Raw genomic sequence first — 15285 nt, forward strand, 5'->3', positions numbered from 1 at the left:
GGACGGTGCCGGGAGCGGAGGCGGACGGGAATCGAACCCGCCTGCCCGAGATTCTCGGGCACCTCGGTTTTGAAGACCGGGAGGGCCACCAGGCACCCACACGCCTCCATCGACCGCCAGGCTAGTTCCCCGGGAGAGCGATATGACACCGACCCGCCAAGGCTCCGTACGGCTCACGCAGTTCGCCCACGGCGGCGGCTGCGCCTGCAAGATCTCGCCCGGAGAACTGGAGGAGGTCGTCAGCGGCCTGGGCACACCGCTCGCCGGGGGCGACACCCCGCTGCTGGTCGGCCTCGCCACCGGCGACGACGCGGCCGTCGCCGCCCTTCCCGCGCACGCGGGTACGGCGATCGTATGCACGGCCGACTTCTTCACGCCCGTTGTCGACGACCCGTACGACTGGGGACGCATCGCCGCCGCCAACGCCCTGTCCGACGTGTACGCGATGGGCGGCCGCCCCGTCCTCGCCGTCAACCTCCTGGCCTGGCCCCGCGACCGGCTGCCGTTCGAGCTGGCCCGCGAGGTGCTGCGCGGCGGACTGGACGTGGCCACGGAGGCGGGCTGTCACGTAGGCGGCGGGCACAGCGTCGACGACCCCGAACCCAAGTACGGCATGGCCGTCACGGGACTGGCCGACCCGGCGAGGCTGCTGCGCAACGACGCAGGCCGGCCGGGCCTGCCCCTGTCGCTGACCAAACCTCTCGGACTGGGTGTCCTGAACAACCGGCACAAGGCCACGGGCGAGCGGTTCGAGCAGGCGATCACCACGATGACGGCCCTGAACCGGGACGCGTCAGCGGCCGCCCTCGCGGCGGGCGTCACCTGCGCCACCGACATCACCGGCTTCGGTCTCCTCGGCCATCTCCACAAGTTGGCCCGCGCGTCCGGCGTCACGGCCGTGGTCGACACCGCCGCCGTGCCCTACGTCGACGGCGCCAGGGAGGCGGTCAGGGACGGGTACGTCAGCGGCGGCACCCGGCGCAACCTGGAGTGGGTGGCACCCCACACCGACTTCGGTGACACGGACACCGACACCCGGCTACTGCTGGCCGACGCGCAGACCTCCGGCGGCCTGCTGATCGCCGGAGAGGTGCCCGGGGCAGCGGTGGTGGGGGAGTTGGTGGCGTCCGGGGCGCACTCGATCGTGCTCAGGTGAGCCCCGCGCAGGGGAGACTGACCCCATGGACTTCGTCTTTTCGGGCCCCGTGATCGAATGGCGTGGGCCGTCGCCGTACTACTTCGTTGCCGTGCCGGACGAGGAGTCCGCCGACATCCGCGAGGTGGCCGCGATGGCCACGTACGGCTGGGGGGTGATCCCGGTCCAGGCCCGGATCGGCGAAGTCGCTTTCCAGACCTCGCTCTTCCCCAAGGACGGCGGCTACCTGCTGCCGCTCAAGGTGGCTGTGCGCAAGCCGCACGGTCTTGTGGCAGGGGACGATGTGACGGTGGAGATGACCGTACGTCTCCAAGGAACAGCTCCCCACGGGTGAACTGCGCGGTACCGATGCCGAGTTGTCCAACCGGCACCGCCGCACGTGTGAACCGCCGACTCAGGTTGGACGAGGCGGAGATGCCACCGGTCCTGGAAGAGGCAGCAGGCCCGCCTGCTCGGGCGAAAGGGCACCCTCTGATGCGGTGGATCTCGAACGCGTCGATGTCCCGTGCTCACGCCGAACGGTATGCACATGCGTGGCGAAAGCGGGGTTTAGAGCCGCAGATTCAATACACGGCCCGCCTCTGTTCTTGTATTTGCGTTTGGCTGTGAGTGCTGATCGGGTACGGTCCTCCAGGAGGTGGTGGCCCGTGATCCAGATCGTGGAGCTTGCCCGGCATGAGGGGCCGTACGCCATGGGTACCGCGTGTGAATCGGCCGGGCCGCCGGCTGGGACCTGACGTACTACGAGGATGCCCCGCACCACTTCCTGGCCCGCGCGGCCCGCCACGGCGGTTGAGCCTGGATGGCGTCGGCCTGAGATACCTCACCCGATATGCAGAGCGCGAGGGCGGTGGACTGGGCCGTGGACGAAGCCGCGCTACGGAATGCCGAGCTGCGCCTGGTGAACGCCTCGCTCTGGCAGGAGCACGCCCTTGTAGCGGTCCGGCCGTCCCGGGACGTGCTGGCCGCACGCGCGCAGGACCTGCTCGACACGATGACGGATCGGGCTCGGTCCCATCACAGCGGGATCACCACCAGCCAGGAGGAGGTGGAGGACGCGCCCAACGCGGTTCTGGTGTCCGCTTCTTCCGACGCCGACCTCGTGGTGCTCGGGTCGTACGGCTCCGGCGCGGGCTACACGGTCGGCTCCGTGGGCCAGGAGGTCGCGGCGGAGGCACACGGCCCGGTCGTGCTGGTACGCGGGAGCAAGCCGGACGAGGGCGGCCGTGTCGTCGTGGGCCTGGACATCCGGCCCCCGGCGAGGAACTGCTCGCCTTCGCCTTCGACTTCGCCGCACGGCGCTCCGTACCCGTCCATGTCCTGCACACCTGGGGCCTGACCGCGCTGCATCGCCCCATGCACCCGCACGGCGAGGGCAGCAAGGAGGCGGAGGCGGGCAAGGCGGCGCTGGGCGAGGCGGTGCGGCCCTGCCGCGAGCGCTTCCCCCAAGTGGAGGTACAGGAGGAGGCCACCGCCGGACGGGCGGCCGGCCGACTCGTCGAGGCCGCGGCCGACGCCGGGATCACGGTGGTGGGACGGCGCAGGGGCCGGCAACGGCTGGGCCATCTGGGGGCCGTCGCCCATGCGGTGCTCCACCACGCGGACTGCCCCGTCGCCGTCGTCCCGCACGCCTGACCGGCCGCGACCGGCCGGGTTCCGGCGACGAAGCCGACTGCCATGGGCATGCGGGCACCGGTGATCTGGCGTGTACTGGAAGCGCAGGAGCAGCGAAGGCGTGGACACCGTCCAGCAGGCCGAGCCAGGACGCCCCGATGCGCGGGAGGCAGACCATGACCAGTGACACCCCCATGCAACTCGGCATGGTCGGGCTCGGACGCATGGGGGCCAACCTGGTGCGCCGGCTCATGCGCGACGGACACACCTGTGTGGTGTACGACCTCAACGCCGATGCCGTCAGCGAGTTGGAGCAGGAGGGCGCCACCGCCGCGTCCTCCCTGAAGGACCTCGTCGGCAAGCTCGACCGGCCGCGGAACATCTGGCTGATGCTCCCCGCCGGCGTGGTGCAGGGCACGGCCGACGAACTGGCCGGCCTGCTTGCGCCCGAGGACATCGTGATCGACGGCGGCAACTCCTACTACCGCGACGACATCACCCGCTCCCAGCAGCTCGCGCCACACGGTATCCACTACGTGGACTGCGGCACCTCCGGCGGCGTCTGGGGTCTGGAGCGCGGCTACTGCCTGATGGTCGGCGGAGACCGGGAGGCCGTCCAGCGCCTGGACCCCCTCCTGCGTACGATCGCCCCGGGCGCCGGCTGCGCGGAACCCACTCCCGGCCGCACCACGAACACCGGCACCGCGCCCGACGGCTATCTGCACTGCGGGCCCAGCGGCGCCGGCCACTTCGTGAAGATGGTCCACAACGGCGTGGAGTACGGGATGATGGCCGCCATCGCCGAAGGCCTGAGCGTCATCAAGCACGCCGACGCGGGACTGCGCAAGCGGACGGTCGACGCGGAGACCGCCCCGCTGCGCGATCCTGACGCCTACTCCTACGAGATCGACGTCGCCGAGGTCGCCGAGGTGTGGCGGCGCGGTTCGGTGGTCGGTTCCTGGCTGGTCGACCTGGTCGCCGACGCGCTGGCCAGGTCGCCGGAGCTCGACGGCTTCGCCGGCCGGGTCTCCGATTCCGGGGAGGGCCGCTGGACCGTGCTGGCGGCGGTCGACGAGAGCGTGCCCGCACCGGTGATCACCACGGCCCTCTACCAGCGGTACGCCTCGCGCGGACTGGGCGAGTTCACCGACAAACTGCTGTCCGCGATGCGCGGTGAGTTCGGCGGGCACGTCGAGAAGGCGGGCTGAACCGTGGCGCAGCCGACCCCGACTTCGACCCGGTCCGCGTCCTCGGATCCGCGCCCGGACGACCATGTGATCGTGCTCTTCGGCGCGACCGGCGACCTGGCCCGCCGCAAGCTGCTGCCCGGACTGTTCCATCTGGCCCACGCCGGACTCATGCCCGAACACTACCGGGTGGTGGGCTCCGCGCCCGGCGCCGACGCCCTCAGCGACGAGGAGTTCCGCACCCGTGCCCGCGAGGCGGTCGCCGAGTTCGGCCGGTCGAAACCGCAGGGCGAGGCGTGGGAGACGTTCGAAGCGTCGCTCAGCTTCGGTGCCGCGGACCCGGAGGATCCGCAGCCGCTGCTGGCCGCCGTCCAGAAGGCCGAGCAGGCACTCGGAGGCCGGCCGCGCCGCCTCTTCCATCTGGCCGTGCCGCCGGTCGCCTTCTCCTCCGTCGTCCAAATGCTCGGCGACACGGGACTCGCGCAGAACGCGCGGGTGATCGTGGAGAAGCCCTTCGGCACCGACCTGCCGTCGGCCCGCGCCCTGAACGCCACCATCCACGCCGTCTTCGACGAGTCGAGGATCTTCCGCATCGACCACTTCCTGGGCAAGGAGTCGGTGGACAACATCCTGGCCCTGAGGTTCGCCAACGGCCTGTTCGAACCCATCTGGAACCGGGACCACATCAGCCATGTGCAGATCGACGTACCGGAGCAGATCAGCATCGAGGGCCGGGCCCGCTTCTTCGAAGGGACCGGCACCTTCCGGGACATGATCGTCACTCATCTCTTCCAGCTCATGGGCTTCCTGGCGATGGAACCCCCGACCACACTGGAGGCGCAGCCGCTGCGGGACGAGAAGGAGAAGGTGTTCCAGTCCCTGCGGCCGCTGGACCCCGCCCATGTCGTCCGCGGCCAGTACACGGGCTACCGCGACGAACCGGGAGTGGACCCGCACTCGGACACCGAGACCTTCGTGGCCTTGCGCGTCGAACTGGACAACTGGCGCTGGGCCGGCGTGCCCTTCTTCCTGCGGTCCGGCAAATCCCTCGCCCAGGGCAGACACGTGGTCACCCTGGGCTTCCGCGAGCCGGTGCTGCGCATGTTCCCGGTGGACGTCGACCAGTGCGCCGGCCCGCGCAGCAACGCACTGGTGATCGACTTCGACGATCCCGGAAGCATCACGGCCCGGTTCCTCACCAAGGAACCCGGACCCGCGATGCGGTTGGAGAACGCCGAGATGGTCTTCCGGTACGCGGGCTCGTACAACGAGGAGCACGCGCTGGAGGGCTACGAACGACTGATCCTGGACGCCATGCTGGGGGACCAGTCCCTGTTCACCCGTTCGGACGGCATCGAACGCCTGTGGGACGCGGCCACCCCCCTGCTGAAGGACCCGCCGCCCGTGGAGCCCTACGCGCCCGGCTCCTGGGGGCCCGACTGGATCCAGCAGCTCATCGCTCCCTACCGGTGGAGTCTCCCGGACCACTACTGACCGACGGACCACCACTGACCGACGGGTCGTCCGGGCGCGTTGCTCCGGATGCCGCCCGCGCCTCGACCGAGCGGGTTCCTTCCGGCGCGCCGGGTGACGACTGCCCGACGCAACCCGCCGGGCACTTCTAGCCTCGACGCCATGCTGGGTCTTCCTGATCACGTACGTGCCTGTCTGTTCGACCTCGACGGGGTGCTCACCCAGACCGCGAAGGTGCATGCGGCCGCCTGGAAGGAGATGTTCGACGGCTATCTCCGCGAGCGGGCGGCACGTGAGGGGACCGCGTTCGTACCGTTCGACGCCGTCGGCGACTACGACGAGTACGTGGACGGGCGCCCCCGCGAGGACGGCGTGCGCACCTTCCTCGCCGCACGCGGAGTGCACCTGCCCGAAGGATCGCCGGACGACCCGCCGGAGGCGGAGACCGTGAACGGGCTGGGCACCCGCAAGAACAACCTGGTGCTGCGCCGGATTCGCGAGGACGGAGTGGAGCCGTACGAAGGCTCGGTCAGGTTCGTGCACGAGGTGCGGAAAGCCGGCCTGCGCAGCGCGGTGGTGTCGTCCAGCGCCAACTGCCGGGACATCCTGGTGGCGGCCGGCATCGAGGAGCTGTTCGACGAGCGGATCGACGGGATCGTGGCGCGCGAGCGCGCACTGCACGGGAAACCGGCTCCGGACACCTATCTGGAGGCGGCCCGTGTCCTGGGGGTGGAGCCGGCCGCGGCCGCCGTGTTCGAGGACGCCCTGGCCGGTGTGGAGGCGGGGCGAGCCGGACGGTTCGGCATGGTCGTGGGGGTCGACCGGATGGGCCAGGCGGAGCAGCTGAGGGCGCACGGCGCGGACGTCGTGGTAAGTGACCTGGCCGAACTCCTGGAGTCGCGGTGATCACCCATCCCAGTTACACGGTCGAGCCGTGGTGCCTGCGCGAGACCGAGCTGAACCTGGATGTACTCGCCCAGAGCGAATCGGTCTTCGCCCTGTCCAACGGGCACGTCGGGTGGCGCGGGAACCTCGACGAGGGGGAACCTCACGGGCTGCCCGGCGCCTACCTCAACGGTGTGTACGAGCGGCATCCGCTGCCGTACGCGGAAGCGGGCTACGGCTATCCCGAGTCCGGCGAGACGGCGATCAACGTCACCGACGGCAAGGTCGTCCGGCTGCTGGTCGACGATCATCCGTGCGACCTGCGCTACGGGCAACTCCTGGCGCACGAACGGGTCCTGGACTTCCGCTCCGGTGTGCTCAGCCGGACCGCGCGGTGGGCCACGCCCGGCGGGCGGACCGTCCGCATCACCTCGCGGCGCCTGGTGTCCTTCACCCAACGGGCGGTGGCCGCGGTGATGTACGAGGTCGAGCCGGTCGACGGACCGGCCACGGTGGCCGTGCAGTCAGAACTCGTGGCCAACGAACCGCTGCCGCACACCGAGGGTGACCCGCGGGTCGCCGCGGCGACCGAGTCCCCGCTGACGGCGGAGGAAAACTTTGCCCAGGACACCCGGCTGCGGCTCGTGCACCGCACCGAGCGCAGCGCACTGCGCGTGGGGGCGGCGGCCGACCATCTCATCGAGGGTCCGGACGGCACCCGCTGGACAGCTCAGTGTGAGCCGGACGTCAGCCGCCTGACGGTGACCGCGGACCTGGCGCCCGGACAGCGGCTGCGGCTGGTCAAGTTCGTCGCCTACGGATGGTCCGGGCAGCGCTCGCTGCCCGCGGTGCACGACCAGGTCGACGGGGCGGTGGCGGCCGCCGTCAGTGCCGGCTGGGAGGGGCTGGTCGCCCAACAGCGGGCCTACCTCGACGAGTTCTGGGCCGGCGCGGACGTCGAGGTGGAGGGCGATGCGCAGATCCAGCAGGCCGTACGGTTCGCCCTGTTCCACGTACTCCAGGCGGCCGCCCGCGGGGAGGAACGGGCGATCCCCGCGAAGGGACTGACCGGAACCGGGTACGACGGCCACTCCTTCTGGGACACCGAGTCCTACGTGCTGCCCGTGCTCACGTACACCGCGCCACAGACCGTCGCCCCGGTACTGAGATGGCGGCACGGAACCCTGCCGGCTGCCCAGGAACGGGCGCGTCAACTGGGGCTGGCGGGGGCGACCTTCCCCTGGCGGACCATCAACGGCGCCGAGTGTTCCGCCTACTGGCCGGCCGGGACGGCCGCCTTCCACGTGAACGCCGACATCGCCATGGCCGCGGTCCGGTACGTCATGGTGAGCGGCGACGAGGAGTTCGAGCGCGGTGAGGGACTGGAACTCCTGGTGGAGACCGCCCGGTTGTGGCGCTCCCTCGGCCACCACGACGCGGAGGGCGTCTTCCACATCGACGGGGTCACCGGACCCGACGAATACAGTGCCATCGCCCGGGACAACCTCTACACCAACCTGATGGCACGCCAGAACCTGCTGGCCGCGGCGGAAACGGCCACGCGCCACCCGGACCGGGCCGAGGAACTCGACGTCGACGACGAGGAGACGGCGGCCTGGCGGGACGCCGCGAGCCGCATGGCGATGCCGTACGACGAAGGCCTCGGCGTGCACGAGCAGTCGGCCGGCTTCACCCGCTTCCAGCACTGGGACTTCGACGAGACCCCGCCCGAGAACTACCCGCTGCTGCTCCACTATCCCTACTTCGACCTGTACCGCAAGCAGGTGGTCAAGCAGGCCGACGTGGTATTGGCGATGATGGAGTGCCCGAACGCCTTCACCGACCAGGAGAAGGCACGCAACTTCGCCTACTATGAGGCCCTCACCGTCCGCGACTCCTCCCTGTCGGCGTGCTGCCAGGCGGCGCTGGCCGCCGAGACCGGGCATCTGCGGCTGGCCTACGCCTACCTCAGCGAGGCGGCGCTGATGGACCTGGAGGACCTGGAGCACAACACCCGCGACGGGCTGCACATCGCCTCGCTCGCCGGCACATGGATCGCGCTCGTCATCGGCTTCGGGGGCATGCGCCGGCACATCGGCGAGGAAGGACATCCGGACCGGCTGGGTTTCGCGCCGCGTCTGCCCGAAGCGCTGTCCCGGGTGGCGTTCACGGTGACGGTACGCGGGAGCCGGCTGAAGGTGGACATCGGCCCGGCCAACGCACGCTACGCCCTGGAGGAAGGCGACCCGCTGGAGGTACTGCACCACGGCGAGCCGATGACCCTGACCGCCGGTACACCACGGGACCGCCCGGTGCCTCCCGTACCCGCCCGCCCCGAGCCGCAGCAGCCCCGGGGCCGGCGTCCGGTCGGGCTGCCCGGCGGGGAGGAACCCGGGGGCGCGCCACCGGAGCAATGAGGAGGAAGCGGCCCGGGACCTGCGCACAGCGCAGCTGAGAGACTGCACCTTCCGTGCCGTACCGGGAAGAGATGCCGTGGTCGCCGACGACCGGCTGATCTCCAGGCTGCCGCTCGCCCCTGCCCGACAGCTGATCGGCGCGCAGTGCTCCGGCGCGCTGGTGCTCGCCCGGCTCGGGTTGCTGGACGGCATGCCCGCATGCGCGGACAAGAAGAGCCGGCCCCTTGTCGAAGCCCGCGACGTCCTCGACTGTGTGGCTCCGGTGGGTGAGCACCGGGAGACCGTCGAGCGCGCCCTGCGTGCCGCCCATGCGGGCGAGGTTGCACTGGGCCGGTGACGCGCACGTCAGAGTGCGTCGACCGCGCTCACCTTCCAGCCGTCGGACGTGTGGGTCAGCGTCATCCGGACCCGGTTCAGGTCCAGGCGGGGGCCCGAGACCTGGGTGCTGGTGGTCAGTTGATTGACGAAGAGGAGGACCACCGCTCGGTCCGCCGATGCCGAGATCACTGAGGCTGCGGGAGGGCCGGAGGTCGGTGTCGCCACCGTTGCCTTCACGATCCCGTGGTACTTCCTGGCCGTCGGGCCGACCACCGTCGTCGTGGTCTTGCGGTACTCGTCGCGGAAGTGCCCGGTGAGCCGGGTGCCTGCCGCGGTGAAGTCGCGGGACAGATGCCGGTAGTCGTACGACAGCACGACGGGTGCCGCCTGTTGCGCGGCCGCGAGTGCCTGCCCTCGTGCCTGCTCGGCAGCCTCCCCCTGCCGGTACCGCCGGCCGAGTACGGCCGCCGCGACCAGGCCCGCCACGAGCAGGACGCACAGGACCGCGGTGAGCAGCCGCCGCCGAGTGGCTCGCGGCGGCGTTATGGGGCCGGGCTCGCCTTCCTCCTGCTGGGCGTCCTCCTCCTCGAAGGACTCCGGCGAGGGCTCAGGCGGGTCGTCCCAGCCGTGCTTCGGGGGCTCGACGAGCACGGTGCGTCCGGCGTCGCGCGTTTCGAGCCGCCTCGGGACGGCCTCATCGGTGGCTGTCAGCCCCGGTTCGCTGTTTCCGCGCTCCGCGCGCTTGGCCGCCGCGCGGGCGGCAGCGGTGATGGTGCGCCGGGTGCCGGAACCGGAGCCGCGGCCTCGGGTGGTCGTCTTCGCCACGGTCTTACTCCTCATGTCTTGCAGGGCGGAGAGGGCAGGGAGGGTGGTGGGTGGAGGACGGTGGGTGGGGTCAGCCGACGAACTCGACGTCGGACGTCAGCCAGCGGCCATTCCGGTACACCAGGTCGAGCTGCAGCCGGTACGTGCGCGCCTCGCCCTTGGGCGCGGCCGTGTTGGTCACCTTGCTGTCGGCGACCACCAGGACACGCGCCGAGTGCTCGTCGGACCGGACCATGCCCGCTTCCAGGACCTGGCCCTCGGACACGGATTCATTCTCGGCGACGAGCTTGGTCAGCTCCTCGGTCTGCGCGGCGAACTGCTTCTTGAAGTCGCCGGTGGCGCCTTCGAGGACGTTCGCGCTGTCCCGGTCGTAGTGCCGGTAGTCGAGCGAGGTGAAGTTCAGCGCCGACTGGCGAGCCGCGGCCAGGATGTCCTGACGGCGCTGCTCCGTCTCGTGCTGGTCGTAGAGCGCGAGGCTCAGCCAGATCGTCAGCGCGGTCGTGAGGACGGTCGCCACGACGAGCCCCACCGTCCCGGCCCTGCCCGACAGGGCCCTGCTCATGCCATCGGTCCGACGAGCAACCATTGCCACGACTCCTTTCCGAAGACCGCCTGTTGGCCGCCCGAAGAGCCGATCTCGACGGGCCTTCCGTCCGGGCCGGTGGCGGTGCCGGTCTCCGGGTCGTACGGCGTGACGTACGCCGTCCGGTTCGCGCCGCCGGGAGCTGCCGTGGGGCCGGGGGCGTTCTGGGCGCCCCGGACCGACGACTTGCTCCCGCGCGGGGCGGTGCAGTGCGCGTCGGCGTTCGCCTCGCGCGTGCGGGTGTCCGCCGGGTCACGGCGCGTCGTCCCGTAGCCCTGGGTGCACGGCGGCGGGTCGTCGGCGTTGACCACCAGGCCGAAGTGGGTGGTGCCGTCGCCCGGAACGACGGTGTAACTGCCCGAGACCAGCGCCGGGAAGGTGACGAGCGCCTGCTCCACACCCGGCAGGTGCGCCACCGTGACCTGGCCGCCGCTGATCAGGTTGGCCAGCAGGACCGACAGCCGTGGCCCGGTTGACTTCAACAGCGAGTTCACCTGTTGCGCGGCCGGCGTCGCGTTGCCGATCAGCTTGCGAAGGTCCCCGTCGCTCGACTTCAACTGTGCGGTGAGCGCCGCCAGGTCGCGCGCGAACGACTTGATGGAGGAGCCCTGGTCGGCCTGTGTCTTGAGGACCTTCCGCGAGTCCTCGATGAGCGCGATCGTCTGGGACAGCGAGTCGGACGCCGACGTGACGAGCGCGTTGCCCGAGTCCACCAGCCGGCTCAGGTTCGGTCCGGTGCCGGCGAAGGCGCGGCCCAACTCGTCGACGGTGACTTGCAGATCGTCCTTGCCGACCGAGTTCACGAGCCGGTCCAGACTGAGGACCAGGTCCGTGGTGGGCAGCGGTACGCGGGTGCTGCCGCGCGGGATGGCGCTTCCGTCGAGCAGGTACGGGCCGTTGGACGTGCGGGGCTGTAGATCGACGTACTGCTCGCCCACCGCCGAACGGTTCGCCACCACGGCGAGGGTGTCCGCCGGGATGCGCGGTGCGCCGTCCTCGATGTCGAGGGAGACCGAGACACCGCCGGAGCCCGTCAGCCGCAGCGTGCCGACCCGGCCCACCGGTACCCCCCGGTAGGTGACCTCGGCGCCCGGGAAGACTCCCCCGGAGTCGGCGAAGTCCGCCTGCACCGTGTAGCCGCGGTCCAGGAGGTCGTCGAGCAGGCCGGTGTACTCGGCGCCGACGTAGGACACCCCGACGGCGGTGACGGTGGCGAAGGCGAGCAGTTGGGCCTTGACCATCCGTGTGATCACGGCTGAACTCCCTTCAGCATCAGCTCCACGAGCGCGAGATCGATCCCCTCGGGACTCTCGGGACCCTCGGACCCGTCGGGCAGCGTTCCGCGGGTGGCGTAGGCGCTGGTGCACACCGGTGGGCACAGCGGCCCGCCCCCGCCAGACGGGGCCGGTGGGGCCGACGGCACCGAAGCGGACGGCAGGCCGGGCGTGCTCGGCAGTGCGGTGGGCGTCGGGACGCCCGGCACGCCTGGGAGCGTCGGCAGGTCGGGAGTCCCGGGCTTCTGGGAACCACCGCTTCCCCCGCCGGTCTTGCCGGGCCCGCCCGTCAGGTTCCCGTAGAGGTCGGACAGATCGAGATCGGCGGTGATGTCCAGGTTGACGTAGTCGCCCTTGATGGCGTCCACCGCGTTGCGCGGGAAGGGGTAAGTCGTCAGCAGCTCCAGGGAGTTGGGGAGGTCGTCGCCCGCCTTGTTCAGCTGCTGCAGGATCGGACGCAGCTTTTCGAGGTTCGCGACCGTGTCGTCGTGCGACGCCTCGACCACCTTGGTGCCCGTCGTGCCCAGCTTCGACAGAGCCGTGAGCATCCTCGTCAGATCACGCCGCTGGTCGGCGAGGACCTTCAGGGCGGGCGGCATCGTGTCCACTGCCTGGGCGATCGACTTCTTCTCCTTCCCGAGCCGTTGGGCGAGGCGGTCGACGGCCTTGAGGGCGCGGACGACGTCCTTGCGCTGGTCGTCCAGACCGCCGATGAACGTGTTCAGCTCCTTGAGCAGCGACCTCACCCGGTTCTCGCGGCCGTCCAGGGCCTTGTTCAGCTCCACGGTGATGGTCTTGAGCTGGGCCACTCCGCCGCCGTTGAGAAGCGCGGACAGTGCGGACAGCACCTCCTCGATCTCCGGGTTGCGGCCGCTGCGGGAGAGCGGGATGCGGTCGCCGTCGCCGAGCCGGCCCACGGGGGCCGTGCCGGACGGGGCGGAGAGTGCGACGTACTTCTCGCCGAGCATGCTGGTCTGCCGTAGTTCGGCGACCGCGTTGGCGGGCAGCCTCACCGAGTCGGCGACCCTCAGTCGTACGCGCGCGTGCCAGCCGTCCAGCTCGACCTTCTCCACGGCGCCCACGGTGACGTTGTCGACCTTCACCGCCGACTGCGGCACCAGGTCGAGGACGTCACGGAACTCGACGGTGACGTGGTAGGCGTGGCCGTCTGCGGCGGCTCCGCCGGGCAGCTGGACGTCGTACCAGCCGTTGAACTCGCAGCCGGACAGCAGCAGCGAGCCGACGGCCGCCCAGGCGAGCGCCCCGCCCTTGCGCAGTGCGTTCATGCGCTCACCCCCAGGATTCCGCCGAGCGTCCGGTCGACCGTGCCCGTCCCCGCGGATCCCCGAGGCACCTTCGGCAGGGAGTCGAAGAGTTCCTTCAGCTCCTTGCAGTCGGGGTTCTTGCCGCCTTCGTCGCCGGTCGTCCTCAGCACGGAGCACAGCAGTGAGGCCGGATCCTGAGGTCGGTCGGGGTTGTTGCGGGTGTCGAGGGTGCCCGCGGACGGGTTGTAGGCGTTGTTCAGGTTCGACAGACCCGTCGGGGCGACCTTCAACAGCTCGTCCAGTGCGGCCCGTTGGGTGACGAGCACCTTGGTCACCTTGCTCAGGCCCGCCACGTTCGAGGTCAGTGACTTCTTGTTCTTCTTCACGAAGTCCGACACGTCACCGAGCGCAGTCCCCAGATTCAGCAGCGCGGCGGCGAGATCCTTGCGTTCGCCCGCGAGTTGCCCGGCGACCTTGGCGAGGCTGGTGTTGAACGATCGCACGCTCTGGTCGTCCGCGGCCAGGGCCGCCGTGAAGACCTGAAGGTTCCGCACCGTGCCGAAGAGGTCCGTGCGGCCGTCGGACAGGGTGGTGACGGCCTGCGAGAGGTCCTCGACCGTCTGATGGAGGTTGTCGCCCTGGCCGTCGAGGTTGTCCGCGCTCACCCCGAGAAGGCGTGACAGTGAGCCGTCCTTGTTGGCGCCCTTGGGGCCGAGCGCTTCGGCCGTCGTGTGCAGACTGTCGAAGATCCGGTCCAGCTCGACCGGTACGGCCGTCCGCGTCTGGGGGATGACGTCGCCGTTCCGCATCGTCGGGCCATGGCGGTAGACCGGCAGCAGCTGCACGTAACGGTCGCTGACCACCGAGGAGTTGATGATCGCGGCCTTGGCGCCGGCCGGGACCTTGCGGCCTGCGTCGTACTCCAGCTCCACCCGCACCCGGCCGCCCTCCGGCGTGATCTTCTCGACCTCGCCGATCCGGACGCCGAGGACGCGGACGTCCGAGCCCGGATAGATGCCGACGGTGCGCGGGAAGTACGCGGTGACGTGCACGGGCTTTGAGCGTGGCCACAGCACGTAGGTGAGCGTGACGACGAGGGCGAGTGCGGTGACCAGGGCCACGCGCCGCTTCAGGTTGTTCACTGCGAGCCTCCCGTGCGCGGCACCACCGGAGCGGCGACCAGGTTCTGGACGTAGGAGTCGAACCAGCGGCCGTTGCCCAAGGTGTTGGTGAAGAGCCGGACGTACGGGGCAAGCAGCTCGACGCTCCGGTCGAGGCTCGACTGATTGCGTTCGAGCATCTCGACCACGCGGTTGAGGCCCTTGAGCGCCGGCCCGATCTCGTTGTCGTTGTCCTCGACCAGGCCGGACAGTTCGATGCCGAGCGCGGCGGAGCTCTTCAGCAGTTTGTGGATCGCCTTGCGCCGCTTGCTGATCTCCTTGAACAGCTGGTCGCCGTCCTTGACGAGTGCGGTGAAGTCCTCGGTGTGTTCGGCCAGTACGCCCGTGACACCGTTCGCGTGGTCGAGGAGTTCGCCGAGTGCCTTGTCCCGTGAGGCCACCGTCCGGGAGATCTTGGACAGGCCCTTGATGGACGCCCGTACCTCGGTGGGGGAGTCCTGGAAGGTGGTGGAGATGGTGTCGAGGGCTTTCGCCAGCCGGTCGGTGTCGACCTGTTCCGTGGTGGTGGTGAGATCGCTGAACGCCTGTACGACGTCGTACGCCGGGACCGTCCTCTTCAGAGGTATCTCGCTGCCGGGCTTGAGCTGACCGGGTCCCTTGGGTTGCAGCGCGAGGTATTTGGCGCCGAGGATCGTCTTGACCCGGATGGAGGCGCCGGTCTCGGTGCCGAACCCGGGATCGCCCTTGATCTTGAAGGTGATCTTGACGTGGTCTCCCTCCAGATCGACGTCCTCGACCTTGCCGACCTTGACGCCGGCGATGCGCACCTCGTCGCCGGGCTTGAGGCCACCCGCCTCCGAGAAGGCGGCGCTGTATGTGTCGCCGTCGCCGATCAGCGGCAGGCTGTCGACGTTGAACGCGGCCGCGGTCAACAGCGCGAGTGTGGTGAGGCCGACGGCCCCGATCACCACGGGATTGCGCTCACGGAACGGGACCAGGCGCGGGCGGCGTATCCGTACACGGGGAAGCCGCGGCGGCTCGATGCGGACCTTGATCAGTGGTTCCGGGCGGCGGGGGCGAGGCGCGCGGCGCGGCAGCAGGCGCACTTTCGGGAGCCTGGGCGGGTCGATACGGACCTTGACCAGCGGCTCCGGGCGGCGCTTGCGC

14 protein-coding genes, 1 tRNA gene and 1 pseudogene are annotated in these 15285 nt (G+C 70.3%); 9 read left to right on the forward strand and 7 right to left on the reverse strand.

Annotated features, from left to right (window positions below):
• Window positions 1–15 precede the first annotated feature (15 nt).
• Window positions 16–108, reverse strand: a tRNA-Sec gene (locus tag N8I87_RS38485).
• Window positions 109–142: 34 nt separating this feature from the next.
• Between N8I87_RS38485 and selD the strand changes: the two genes are divergently transcribed.
• From selD to N8I87_RS38530, 9 genes and pseudogenes are all read left to right on the forward strand, one after another.
• Window positions 143–1156: a selenide, water dikinase SelD gene (gene selD / locus N8I87_RS38490; protein WP_263215517.1), complete on the forward strand. Its 1014-nt coding sequence runs from the start codon at window positions 143–145 to the stop codon at window positions 1154–1156.
• A gap of 25 nt (window positions 1157–1181) precedes the next feature.
• The gene (locus tag N8I87_RS38495) at window positions 1182–1490 is read left to right on the forward strand and encodes a DUF1905 domain-containing protein (protein ID WP_263215518.1); all 309 of its coding nucleotides are present in this window, start codon (window positions 1182–1184) and stop codon (window positions 1488–1490) included.
• A gap of 498 nt (window positions 1491–1988) precedes the next feature.
• Complete coding sequence (locus N8I87_RS38500; RefSeq protein WP_263215519.1) at window positions 1989–2495, forward strand: universal stress protein; 507 nt, start codon at window positions 1989–1991, stop codon at window positions 2493–2495.
• On the forward strand, window positions 2423–2791 hold the full coding sequence (locus N8I87_RS38505) for a universal stress protein (protein ID WP_411577409.1): 369 nt from the start codon (window positions 2423–2425) through the stop codon (window positions 2789–2791). Before N8I87_RS38500 ends, N8I87_RS38505 begins: the two co-directional genes overlap by 73 nt.
• A 155-nt stretch (window positions 2792–2946) precedes the next feature.
• Window positions 2947–3978, forward strand: a complete 1032-nt coding sequence (gnd, locus tag N8I87_RS38510; RefSeq protein ID WP_411577338.1) for a phosphogluconate dehydrogenase (NAD(+)-dependent, decarboxylating) — start codon at window positions 2947–2949, stop codon at window positions 3976–3978.
• Between the two features lie 3 nt (window positions 3979–3981).
• Entirely contained in the window at window positions 3982–5451 is a 1470-nt protein-coding gene (zwf, locus tag N8I87_RS38515) for a glucose-6-phosphate dehydrogenase (protein ID WP_263215520.1), read from the forward strand.
• Between the two features lie 141 nt (window positions 5452–5592).
• Complete coding sequence (locus N8I87_RS38520) at window positions 5593–6336, forward strand: HAD family hydrolase (RefSeq protein ID WP_263215521.1); 744 nt, start codon at window positions 5593–5595, stop codon at window positions 6334–6336.
• Window positions 6333–8732, forward strand: a complete 2400-nt coding sequence (locus N8I87_RS38525; RefSeq protein WP_263215522.1) for a glycoside hydrolase family 65 protein — start codon at window positions 6333–6335, stop codon at window positions 8730–8732. Before N8I87_RS38520 ends, N8I87_RS38525 begins: the two co-directional genes overlap by 4 nt.
• A 76-nt stretch (window positions 8733–8808) precedes the next feature.
• Window positions 8809–9069, forward strand: a pseudogene (locus tag N8I87_RS38530) (AraC family transcriptional regulator); the annotation flags it as partial.
• Between the two features lie 8 nt (window positions 9070–9077).
• On the opposite strand, the gene N8I87_RS38535 reads toward N8I87_RS38530, so the two are convergent.
• From N8I87_RS38535 to N8I87_RS38560, 6 genes are all read right to left on the reverse strand, one after another.
• Window positions 9078–9875: a hypothetical protein gene (locus N8I87_RS38535; RefSeq protein WP_263215524.1), complete on the reverse strand. Its 798-nt coding sequence runs from the start codon at window positions 9873–9875 to the stop codon at window positions 9078–9080.
• 70 nt (window positions 9876–9945) lie between these two features.
• A complete protein-coding gene (locus N8I87_RS38540; RefSeq protein ID WP_263215525.1) occupies window positions 9946–10437 on the reverse strand; it encodes an Rv1363c family protein in 492 nt (163 codons plus the stop codon).
• Window positions 10434–11711 (reverse strand): MCE family protein, encoded by a 1278-nt coding sequence (locus N8I87_RS38545; RefSeq protein WP_263215526.1) that lies wholly within the window; start codon window positions 11709–11711, stop codon window positions 10434–10436. The genes N8I87_RS38540 and N8I87_RS38545 overlap by 4 nt, the downstream gene beginning before the upstream one ends.
• On the reverse strand, window positions 11708–13018 hold the full coding sequence (locus N8I87_RS38550; RefSeq protein WP_263215527.1) for an MCE family protein: 1311 nt from the start codon (window positions 13016–13018) through the stop codon (window positions 11708–11710). The genes N8I87_RS38545 and N8I87_RS38550 overlap by 4 nt, the downstream gene beginning before the upstream one ends.
• The gene (locus N8I87_RS38555) at window positions 13015–14139 is read right to left on the reverse strand and encodes an MCE family protein (protein WP_263215528.1); all 1125 of its coding nucleotides are present in this window, start codon (window positions 14137–14139) and stop codon (window positions 13015–13017) included. The genes N8I87_RS38550 and N8I87_RS38555 overlap by 4 nt, the downstream gene beginning before the upstream one ends.
• Window positions 14136–15116: an MCE family protein gene (locus tag N8I87_RS38560; RefSeq protein ID WP_263216881.1), complete on the reverse strand. Its 981-nt coding sequence runs from the start codon at window positions 15114–15116 to the stop codon at window positions 14136–14138. The genes N8I87_RS38555 and N8I87_RS38560 overlap by 4 nt, the downstream gene beginning before the upstream one ends.
• Window positions 15117–15285 lie beyond the last annotated feature (169 nt).

This window comes from Streptomyces sp. HUAS 15-9, from assembly GCF_025642155.1.
Classification (GTDB): Bacteria; Actinomycetota; Actinomycetes; order Streptomycetales; family Streptomycetaceae; genus Streptomyces.

Coding starts and splice junctions, on each gene's coding strand:
- N8I87_RS38500 (WP_263215519.1), top strand. CDS start 1,989: ATGCAGAGCGCGAGGGCGGTGGACTGGGCCGTGGACGAAGCCGCGCTA.
- gnd (WP_411577338.1), top strand. CDS start 2,947: ATGACCAGTGACACCCCCATGCAACTCGGCATGGTCGGGCTCGGACGC.
- N8I87_RS38520 (WP_263215521.1), top strand. CDS start 5,593: ATGCTGGGTCTTCCTGATCACGTACGTGCCTGTCTGTTCGACCTCGAC.
- N8I87_RS38550 (WP_263215527.1), bottom strand. CDS start 13,018: ATGAACGCACTGCGCAAGGGCGGGGCGCTCGCCTGGGCGGCCGTCGGC.
- N8I87_RS38495 (WP_263215518.1), top strand. CDS start 1,182: ATGGACTTCGTCTTTTCGGGCCCCGTGATCGAATGGCGTGGGCCGTCG.
- selD (WP_263215517.1), top strand. CDS start 143: ATGACACCGACCCGCCAAGGCTCCGTACGGCTCACGCAGTTCGCCCAC.
- N8I87_RS38540 (WP_263215525.1), bottom strand. CDS start 10,437: ATGAGCAGGGCCCTGTCGGGCAGGGCCGGGACGGTGGGGCTCGTCGTG.